An 8,261-nucleotide genomic window follows, 5' to 3' on the forward strand; every position below is an offset into this window, starting at 1 on the left:
TCGCGTCGGTCGTGGTCGTCAGCACGTCACTGCCGCCCAACCGTAGCGTCACCGTCACCCCCTGCATCCCCGGCTCATTGTCGCTAAACAGAATGTTGTCCGCATCGCGGTCGAACCGCACCGTGCCGGTCACTGTCGCAGCGCGGAAATAGCCGAACTGAAACTCGGTCGTTGGCGACGGCGCGGTATCATTAGCGAGCAGCGGGCTTGGCGTATTGACTTCCAGCACACCAGTATTCCCCGGTGATGGCGTAAACCCGGCAGGGGTCGGCACATTCAGCCAGTAGGTCGTGGTCGTCGGCGGCAGGGTGAAGGTCACCACGCCGGTCGAATCGATTCCGCTGCTGCCGAGCGGCGTCACTGCGCCGTTGGTGGTGGTGATCGTCACCGTTGCGGTGGTGATGCCGGTGTCGCCCGCATCGTATACGTTATCGGGGGGCAGGTTCGTGATCTCATCGAAAATGCGGGCGCGCACGGTGACCGGGCGCCAGTACCCCTGATCGTAGTCCAGCGTGTTGCTGACGCCAACCGTTGCACCGGTCACAGTGATGACCGGTCCATCGCTATCGAGCGCGTCATTGCCGCCGACATCGGCGAGCGAGGCGGTGTACGTACCATCTGGCGGATCGAACGCCAGCGTATAGGTCACGCCTGCTGTCCCGCCAGGAAGACCGGTGAACGAGTAGTTTGGATTAGGTCCAGTAGTTGTGGCAGTCAGTGTGTAGGTCGTCGTCAGATTAACAGTAGCGACCGTCACGGTTAGCGTCGCGGTTGCGCCATTCAGCGCCTGATCATTGGCAGTCTGCGTGAAACTGCCGTCGCGGTCGAAGAAGACGTAGCCCTGAACGATGTTGTTCCCGCGCAAACCGGCATCAACGTCGGTCACGGTGATCCCCGAGGTCACCGTCAGAACGCCGGTGCGCCCCGTTGCATCGACATCACTGGCAAGCGGGTCGCCGGCTGAGGGGATGTTGGGCGTGACGAACGACCAGTTTGCCGGGTCGGGGCGCACGATCTCAACCACATAGATGAGCGGAGCGACGCTGCTGAAGGTGTAGCTGCCATCGAGAGCGGTTGTTGTGGTCGCCACCAGCGTATTATCGGCGGCGCGGAGCAGATTGACGGTGAAATTCGCCAGTCCCGGCTCAGGCGAGGTTTCATCCCGGTTATTGCCGTTCTGGTCGAAGAAGACGCGCCCTGAGAGGGATGCCGGACGGTAAACCGCCGCATCGACGCCAGGGTTCTGACTGCCGCGCGCAATTGTAAAGGTTGGAGTGCGCCAGACGCGCCCGCCGACGAACGCGCGCACATCGTTCACATCGTCAGAACTGCTGGCTTGCGGATCGACGTCCAACCATCCTGTCGGCGTGTAGACGCTCGCCACGTATGCCGGCGCGAGTGCGCTCAGGTCGAACGTGGCGTAGTACGTGCCGGAGATGATATCGGTGATCGTATAAATACCACTCGCGTTTGTCGTCTGTGAGAGACCGACGGTCACATCATCGGCAGTGAAGAAGGTGTTGTCCGGTCCGGCGCCGTAGAGTTGAACCGTAACGCTCGGAATGCCCGTTTCACTCAGATCGAAGATGCCGTTGCCATTGTCATCTTCCCAGACAAAGTTGCCGATCTCGGCGCGCACAATGCCAAAATCAACATTCAAATCCGCTGGAACGGTTGCGGTCAGGAGCGTGGTGGTAATAACCACACCCTCAGTTGAACCACACGCAGCGCCGGTGGTGTAGCCCAGCCCTTCGAGAGCGCCGCCAGGCGCGAAGTTGGAGGCCGCGAGAACCACCGTGTAGGTAATACCAAGCGGCAGGCTGTCAAAGAGATAGTTCCCGTTGAGATCAGTGGTCGTCTGTGGTTCGCCTGTGTCGATCTGACAGTTGCCATTCAAATCCACAAAGACCAGCGCATTTGCCAAACCAAGCGTCGATTCGGCTGGATCGACGATGCCATTGCGGTTCACATCGTGCCAGACGAAATCGCCGACCGTACCGGCGTAGAGACCGAAGTTCGAGGTCTCGTTGCGGCGATTAGTCGCATTCAGGGTAAAATCAGGCGTCTGGAGGAAATCACCGGCGCCGATAACTACGGGACCATCTGCTGTACCGTTAATCAGCCCTTGATCGCCGATTGCAGGCGGGGTTGCCGTCGAGTTGGGCGGCGTCGCGTGCCCAAAGAGCAGATCGGTGGGGTCATTGAACTCGGAATTCGGAATGCGCACACGGTACGTTGCCGTCAGCGGCACGCTCACGAACTCAAAAAACCCGGCGCGGTTGGAAGGATCGTTAGCGATGGAGCGTGTTGTCTGTGTAGCAATGAGCATATTGGACGAGTCGCGCAGTTCGATGGTCACGCCATTGATGAACGGCTCACCCGGATCGCGCAGACCGTTCTGGTCGAGGTCGCGCCAGACGAAGCCGCTCACGGCGCCGCGCGCGAAGCCGACGTCCAGACTATCGTCATTCACACCGCGCAGTGCATTGGGAACGGTAATGCGCGGCTCGCCGGAAACAAGCTGCGCATCGGAGTCGCGCCGATCCTCACTGTCGAAGTTCGCATTGGGCGTCGTCAGCACCCAGCCGGCAGGAATGCCGCCGGTGACGCGGATAGTGTAGTTGCTGACACCTGCCGGGACATTGTCCACAAAACGGTAGGTGCCGTCTGGTCCGGCGGTGGCTGTGCCAACCAACACATTCGAGGGGTTGTATAATCCAAGCGTCAAACCGGAAAGCCCGGGTTCACCGGCGTCCTGAATGCCATTGGCGTCCTGGTCGTCCCAGGCGCGCACGACGATGGTGCGGAAGCCGGCGGGCGCCCCGGAATCGATGCCGGAAGCGTCGAGCGACCGCAAACCGACATTGCGCTGAACCGGTGCATTGTTGATCGTCACAAAAAACACTAGGGCGTTGTCCTGCCCTGGCGTCGTCGATCCTGGCAGCGAGATCACAGTCCCGTTGGGCGCGCCGTTGCCGGGGTTCGTCACCTCAACGCGGTAAGCGCCGTTGGGCACGTTGGGGAAGGTCGCCAGCCCGGAACTGTCGGTGTTCACCGAATAGAGCAGGTTATTGTCGGTATTGAACACCGATACCGGCACTCCGCTCAGTCCAGGTTCACCGCTGTCGTATTGCCCGTTGCGATTGCTATCGGTATAGACTCGCACCGTCAAATTGCCCACGGCGCCGGCAACGCGCGCGCCGAACAGGGCGAGTAGCGTCGAGAGCATCAGAGCGATGGCGGCGACTGCCGCCCAGCGGCGCGCCTGCAGGCGTCGAGCGCGATGTGAAGTGTGGGTTATTGCCATGCGAACCACCTTGCGCTGAAGAGGAGACCGGACGACGCGATGTGAACGCCTGCCACACGAACATATTGCCGCATACGTGGCAGGCGCATACCACTTCGACTATACTACAGAAAAGGGCATGAGAACAGTTGCGATTTGGTTGCAAAATCGAGCCGAAGTTGTAAACAATGTGTGAAGCAGGCGTGAGGTGCGAGGCAAGAGGCGTGAGAAGCGAGGGGGCAGGTTGAACGTTGAACGCGAGATGTAGGAGCGCGCCCGACGCCCGATGCGCGTTCGTCCATCCGGTGCGCGCCCGCCCGACGCGCGTCCATCCGGCGCGCGCCCGCCCGACGCTCAAGCGTCGGGCTAACGGTGCGAAGGGCGCTGAAGCGCCCTTCCCGGTGCGCATGGATGTCTAACGACGGCAATGCAATTGTGCAGGCGACGATGCCTCTTACCACGGTGCGTATGGATGCCCGGCGCCAGCCCTGCGTCTGTGCGGAGGGAGGCTGATACCATGTGGCGGTCGGTCATTTACGATGTTCGAGCGCCCGGTTTGCACGAAACGGCGAGTAACGGCATAGAGGCAGTATGGTAAGAATGACCGCGCATTGGTATCGGTTCCTGGTTCCTGGTTCTTGGTTCCCGGTTCCCGATTCCCGGTTCTTGGTTCTCAGTTCTCGGTTCTCGGTTCTCTAACCCGTGAAGTTTCAAAGCATCCAGTTTATCCAGATTACTCTTATACTAGCAGCGACGCTCCTGGCGGCGCGCCTAGCGTTTCAGCCCGACACATACGATGCGTTACGGCAGGCGGATGCGCTCTTCATTGCAGGACGGTATTACGAGGCGTTCCACACCTACCATGCGTTGGCAACGCGCGCGCCCGATTTTGCTCCTGCGCGGCTGCGGCTGGGCATAGCGCTGGCCGTGCGCGGCGAGGAGATGGCTGCTAGCCGCGAGTTTGGCTGGGCGCTGCGACTGGGGTTGAACGATGCCGATACCGCGCTGGCGCGCCTCTATCAGGGACGCATGTCAGCACGTATGGGGTATGCCGATGAAGCAGCGCGCATGTGGACGCAGATTTCTCCTTCTTCTGCGTTGTATGGGCTGCGTCTTGCATTAGAAGCGGAAGAGCGCTTGCGCCATAACGATTATGCCGGTGCAGAAGCCGGGTACCATGCGGCGCTTGCGGCTGGTCTGCCCGACTCGTGGCGCAGAGTTGCGCATACGCGAATTGCCACGTTGCGCGCTGGCCATGATCCGGTCAGCGCGTGGCAGGAGCTGCGTCGGGCGGTCACAGAGGAGCACGGGACTCGTCCGCGCGAACAGCCGCTTGCCGTGCCGCTGCGCCCGCTGCCGCGCCCGGATGTCGCGCAGATCGCAGCGATCCTGGCGTCTGATGAGGCGATCCGCCCGCAATTGATGGGACAGGTCTATCTGGATATCGGGTGGACGCCGCTGGCGGAGGAGCAGTTTGCCATGGCGCGCGAACGTGGAACACCAACGCTGGCGGCGGAAGCATATTCCGCGTATGCGCAATTATCGAATGGCGATGTTGCAGTGGCGCTGGCGCGTTTGCGTGATCTTGCGCTGGACACACCCGACGATCCGCGACCACGGACGCTGCTGGCGCTGGCGCACCTTGCCGTGCGTGATGCGCCGGCGGCGCTTGCCGAGATTCAGGAGGCGCGTCGCATTGCGCCGAACGACCCGGATGTGCTGCTGGCGCTGGGAGAATGGCACACTGCGCAGCGTGATTATCCGGCGGCAGCGGCGGCATACGACGAAGCGCGCCGGATTGCGCCGCCGGCGCTGCGCGGAACGTATGCGCTGGTGCAGGCGCAGTATCATCTGAAGACCTCGTTGCAGATCTGTGAACAGGGTATTCCTGCGGCTGTCGAAGCAGTTGCGTGGCTGCCGGAGAATTCACAGGCATGGTTGGCGCTGGCGCAGGCGCGCCTGGCGTGCGGCGACGCGGCAGGCGCGCGCGATGCAGCGGCGCAGGCGCAGGCGCTCGATCCCGTAAGCGCCGAAGTCGCCTATCATTACGGGCGGGCGCTGGCGGCGCTAGGGGATCGCACGGCGGCGCGCAGCGCCCTGATCCGCGCCGCCGATCTCGCCCCTGCATCGGAATGGCGCATACGCGCAGAGGATCAGATGGCAATGTGGGGTATTGCGCCGTGACCTATGGAGGGTCGGGGCAGGTCTGAGACCTGCCCCTACGAGACGACGACGGCGCGCTCGAAGGAAAACGATCCGTTGGGCGCTACGTCGATCAACACGGTATCGCCGTCGCGAAACTCGCCCTGCAACAAGGACAGCGCCAACGGGTTCTGGATGCGCTGCTGGATGACCCGCTTCAATGGCCGGGCGCCGAACACCGGGTCGTACCCTTCGGCAACCAGTTTCTCGCGCGCTGCGGGGCTGAGTTCGAGCTCGATCTTGCGATCCGCCAGCAGTTTCCGCAGCCGGTTGAGTTGAATCTCGACGATCTGCCCGATCTGTTCGCGTGACAGCGGCTTGAAAACGATGATTTCATCGATCCGGTTGAGGAACTCCGGTCGCAACTGCATGCGCAGTTCCTCCATCACACTGGCGCGAATAATGTCCTGCGACGCGCCGCGCTGCGCCAGTTCCTGGATCGTCGGGCTAGCGATGTTGCTGGTCATGATGATCACGGTGTTCTTGAAATTCACCACGCGCCCATGCCCGTCGGTGAGACGCCCGTCGTCTAGAATCTGGAGCAGGACGTTGAACACATCGTGGTGCGCCTTCTCCACTTCATCGAACAGCACGACCGAGTAGGGCTTGCGACGCACTGCTTCGGTCAACTGACCGCCCTCTTCGTAGCCGACATACCCCGGAGGCGCGCCGATCAGCCGCGCGACCGTGTGCTTCTCCATGTACTCCGACATGTCGATGCGCACCATCGCCTGCTCGTCGTCGAAGAGGAACTCCGCCAGCGCGCGCGCCAGTTCGGTCTTGCCGACGCCGGTGGGACCCAGGAACAGGAATGAGCCAAGCGGTCGGTTGGGGTCTTGCAGCCCGGCGCGCGCGCGCCGCACAGCATTCGCCACCGCCGATACCGCTTCGTCCTGCCCGATGACGCGCTGGTGCAGGCGCTCTTCCATGCGCACCAGTTTCTCGATTTCGCCTTCGAGCAGTCTGGCGACCGGCACGCCCGTCCACTTCGAGACGATCTCGGCAATATCCTGTTCGGTCACTTCCTGGCGCAACATGCCGCCGCCTGAGGCGCGGATCTGTTCCTCGATCTCCGCCAGTTGGCGCTCCAGGGTGTTGAGCCGACCGTACTGCAATTCCGCTGCTTTGTTGTAGTCGTACACACGCTGTGCACGCTCGATCTCGACGCGGGTCTGATCGATCTGTTCTTTCAGTTGCTGCACCCGCGCCAGTTGCTCGCGTTCGCGCTGGAGTTGCGCTTCGACAGCGCGCCGCTGCTCCTGCAGATTGGCCAGCTCCTGCTCCAGTTTCTCAAGGCGCTCTTTGCTGGCTTTGTCCTTCTCCTTCTTCAGCGCCTCACGCTCGATCTCGAGTTGCATGATGCGCCGCTTCAGATCGTCCAGTTCCTGCGGGTCGCTGGTGATTTCCATGCGCAGGCGCGCTGCCGCTTCGTCGATCAGGTCGATTGCCTTGTCCGGCAGGAAGCGGTCGGAGATGTAGCGATCCGACAGCATCGCTGCTGCAACAATTGCGGCATCGGTGATGCGCACGCCGTGATGGGTCTCATAGCGCTCCTTCAGACCGCGCAGGATCGAGATCGTGTCCTCGACCGACGGCGGATCGACCATAACCGGCTGGAAGCGCCGTTCGAGCGCCGCGTCCTTTTCGACATGCTTGCGATATTCGTCGAGCGTGGTTGCGCCGACCATATGCAGTTCGCCGCGCGCCAGCATCGGCTTGAGCATATTGCTGGCGTCCATTGCGCCCTCGGCGGCGCCAGCGCCAACGACGGTGTGCAACTCGTCGATGAACAAAATGACGTCGTCGCGCTCCTGAATCTCCTTCAGCACTGCTTTGAGGCGCTCCTCGAACTCGCCGCGGTATTTGGCGCCAGCGATCAGCGCGCCCATGTCGAGCGCAATAATGCGCTTGTCCTTCAGTGCTTCGGGCACATCTTCACGCACGATGCGCTGCGCCAGACCTTCGACGATTGCGGTTTTGCCGACGCCTGGCTCACCGATCAACACCGGGTTGTTCTTCGTGCGGCGGCTGAGAATCTGGATCACGCGGCGGATCTCCTCGTCGCGCCCGATCACCGGGTCGAGTTTGCCGCGCCGCGCCAGTTCGGTCAGATCGCGCCCATACTGTTCAAGCGCCGCATAGGTGCCTTCCGGCGTCGGGCTGGTGACACGCTGGCTGCCGCGCACTTCGCGCAGCGCCTGGAGCAGCCTATCGCGCGTGATGCCCGCCTGTCGCAGCACACGCTCGGCGCCGCCGCCAGCATGCTGCAGGATCGACAGCAGCAGATGCTCGGTACTGATGTATTCGTCGCCGAACTGCGGCATTTCGTCGGCGGCGCGCACAACGACCGTGCGCATACGCGGCGAGTACTGGAGTTGCACCCCGCCGCCGCTGACCCGCGGGAACTTATTGATCTCGGCGCGCAGTTGCTGCACCAGTACGCCAACGGCTACGTTGAGTTTTGCCAACACCTGCGGTACGACGCCATCGGTCTGTTCGAGCAGCGCCAGCAACAGGTGCTCTGGCTCGACCTGACTGTTGCCGTTGCGCTCCGCCAGGCTTTGCGCTGCCAGTAATGCTTCTTCGGATTTTTGTGTAAGTCGGTTGGTATTGAATGTCATCTATGTTCCTCCTGAGAACCGAGAACTGAGAACTAAGAACTGAGAACTAAGAACCTGGTTTCCTGGTCTCTACTCCTCTCTCGCCGCTTGCCCCTGACCTTGCGCCTTTTACCTTTTGCCTTTTGCCTTTTGCCTTTTACCTTTTACCTTTT

At 61.8% G+C, this 8,261-nt stretch carries 3 protein-coding genes; 1 reads left to right on the plus strand and 2 read right to left on the minus strand.

Annotated elements, in window-relative coordinates:
• Nucleotides 1-3,307, minus strand: a 3,307-nt coding sequence (locus AC3EA7_RS18735; RefSeq protein ID WP_488615596.1) for an SdrD B-like domain-containing protein, incomplete at its 3' end; no start/stop codon positions are given.
• 681 nt (nt 3,308-3,988) lie between these two features.
• On the opposite strand from AC3EA7_RS18735, the gene AC3EA7_RS18740 reads away from it, so the two are divergent.
• A complete protein-coding gene (locus AC3EA7_RS18740; RefSeq protein WP_488615597.1) occupies nt 3,989-5,470 on the plus strand; it encodes a tetratricopeptide repeat protein in 1,482 nt (493 codons plus the stop codon).
• A gap of 35 nt (nt 5,471-5,505) precedes the next feature.
• On the opposite strand, the gene clpB is transcribed toward AC3EA7_RS18740, so the two are convergent.
• Complete coding sequence (gene clpB / locus AC3EA7_RS18745) at nt 5,506-8,109, minus strand: ATP-dependent chaperone ClpB (RefSeq protein WP_488615598.1); 2,604 nt, start codon at nt 8,107-8,109, stop codon at nt 5,506-5,508.
• Between the last annotated feature and the right edge of the window lie 152 nt (nt 8,110-8,261).

It is taken from the genome of Roseiflexus sp. (assembly GCF_057785375.1).

Bases quoted from the DNA above. Each gene is read 5' to 3' on its own strand.
- clpB (WP_488615598.1), bottom strand. From the start codon at position 8,109: ATGACATTCAATACCAACCGACTTACACAAAAATCCGAAGAAGCATTA.